Source organism: Streptococcus vestibularis ATCC 49124 (assembly GCF_000188295.1).
GTDB lineage: Bacteria > Bacillota > Bacilli > Lactobacillales > Streptococcaceae > Streptococcus > Streptococcus vestibularis.
The window spans coordinates 1-1,960 of sequence record NZ_GL831118.1 but is presented as its reverse complement, the minus strand read 5'-3'; the positions used below and the strand labels follow the sequence as shown (position 1 = coordinate 1,960).

Genomic DNA, 1,960 nt, shown 5'->3' with positions numbered 1-1,960 from the left:
AAAAACTAAATTTATTTAGGAAGCTAGTAAAATCTATTATTTCTAATAATATCAAATACGAAAAAGATGTTCCTTATCTAATTATTGAAGACTATCTTTCACCATATCTAGTAAATGGAAACTCAGGTTTAATTATTGAATTAATAAAATTTAGTATTTCTGAACAAACTACAGAATATGATGATTTTATTAAAAAGCTAGGTAAAGGAGTAGAACATCCCTATGCCAAAAGTACATCACTCTATAATGGATTAGCCGGTCTTGGGCTAGCGAATGCCTGGTTATATCACTATTTCGATAAAATACATTATTTAGAGACTAGTATTAATATCGTTAATCACATTTGTGATTACTCAATAGAAAAAAATGGTAAATTTATATTAATTGATCCAATATGTGATGAAATAAAGTATAGCTACTCTCATGGTATGCTAGGCCAATTCTATTTTTTGAAACTCTTATCTCTTTGATAAGTAAGGTACAAAATACGGACAAAAATTATGAAAAAATACATCTTACAATTTAAATTTAAAAATTTATTACATATATTTCTCATTGCTTGTAATTCTGCATTTCTTGTAGGTGCTTCTGTTACCTTAGCATTTATGACAAATCAATTAGTCGCAGGTAATTTTAAACTCTTTCTTATTTGGTTGGGAATTGAAATATCACTCTACCTTCTCTATCTTATATTCACTTATATGATTAATATCCATCAAGCTAAGTTAATACAAGAAATGTCTCTAAAAATTCGTTCTGATTATATCAAAAACATAACTAATGCTTCTTTCCATACATTCCAAAGCAAAACTATCGGAGATCATATCTCCATATTAAATAATGATATTCAAATCATCGAAAATAGTGGCTTTTCAAATTTATATAATCTATTTTCTACATTATTCACCACCATCTTTTCTATTATTGCTCTTTTAAGTTATGATATTAGAATTGTAGTTTTAACTATAATATTAACAATTTGTCTTACATACCTTCCTAAACCATTTGCTACAAAAATGCAAAATTTTATGTCACTTTTTTCAACTGCAAACGAAGAGCTCATATCTGGATTAAATGACCAATTAACAGGATACAAAACACTTTATTATTCGAGTAAAAAACCTACTCTCTTAATTCAGACCACAAAAATAATTAGAAACTATATAACACAAAAAGTAAAATTCACTCAAAATAGTACTAGGATAGAGATAATCATGTCTACATTTTCTATCATTGCACAAGTATCAATTCTTTTCTTGACAGGTTTACTTATCACTTTAGGACAAGTTTCAATTGGTTCTATATCTTCTGTGGGACAAATTTCAGGTAATATTTTTAATTCATTAACAACACTCAATCAACTACAAGTGTCAATTCATTCTGTTAAACCTTTATTTTTAAAATTTGAGATTTCTTCTAAAAATACTGAGAAAAAAATAGTAAATAACATTGAGAAAATTGATATTTTCGATTTAGAATACAATTTTGGTAATAAAAAAGTCTTCTCTAAACTCAATCTCAACTTAATAAAAAATAACAAATATGCTATTATTGGTGAATCCGGAAGTGGAAAGTCAACATTGATAAATATTATATTAGGAAATCTCAAGAATTATACAGGTCATGTAAAATACAATAATTTAGAGTTAAAAGAAATTGATGAAAATTCCATTGTTTCTCAAGTCGCATATATTAGTAATTCTACACATATTTACAATGACACACTTGAAAATAATTTAACTCTGTGGTCTCAAGACATTACACAAAATGAAATTAAAAAGGCTTTGAAAGATGTAAATTTACTAGACTTACTGGGGCGTTTAAAGGAAAGCGTATCCAATGATCTACTTTCAGAAGGTCAAAAACAAAGAATTGGTATTGCAAGAGCATTATTAAAAGGTAGTAAAATTATTATTATGGATGAAGCTACAGCAAATCTTGATAAGACTAATTCTGATTT

1 protein-coding gene and 1 pseudogene are annotated in these 1,960 nt (G+C 26.8%); both read left to right on the top strand.

The window, feature by feature from the left end:
• Positions 1-470: pseudogene (locus HMPREF9425_RS10000) on the top strand (protein kinase domain-containing protein); the annotation flags it as partial.
• Positions 471-500: 30 nt separating this feature from the next.
• Positions 501-1,960 (top strand): ATP-binding cassette domain-containing protein (locus tag HMPREF9425_RS08980; RefSeq protein WP_003098424.1); only part of this gene is annotated, 1,460 nt, incomplete at its 3' end.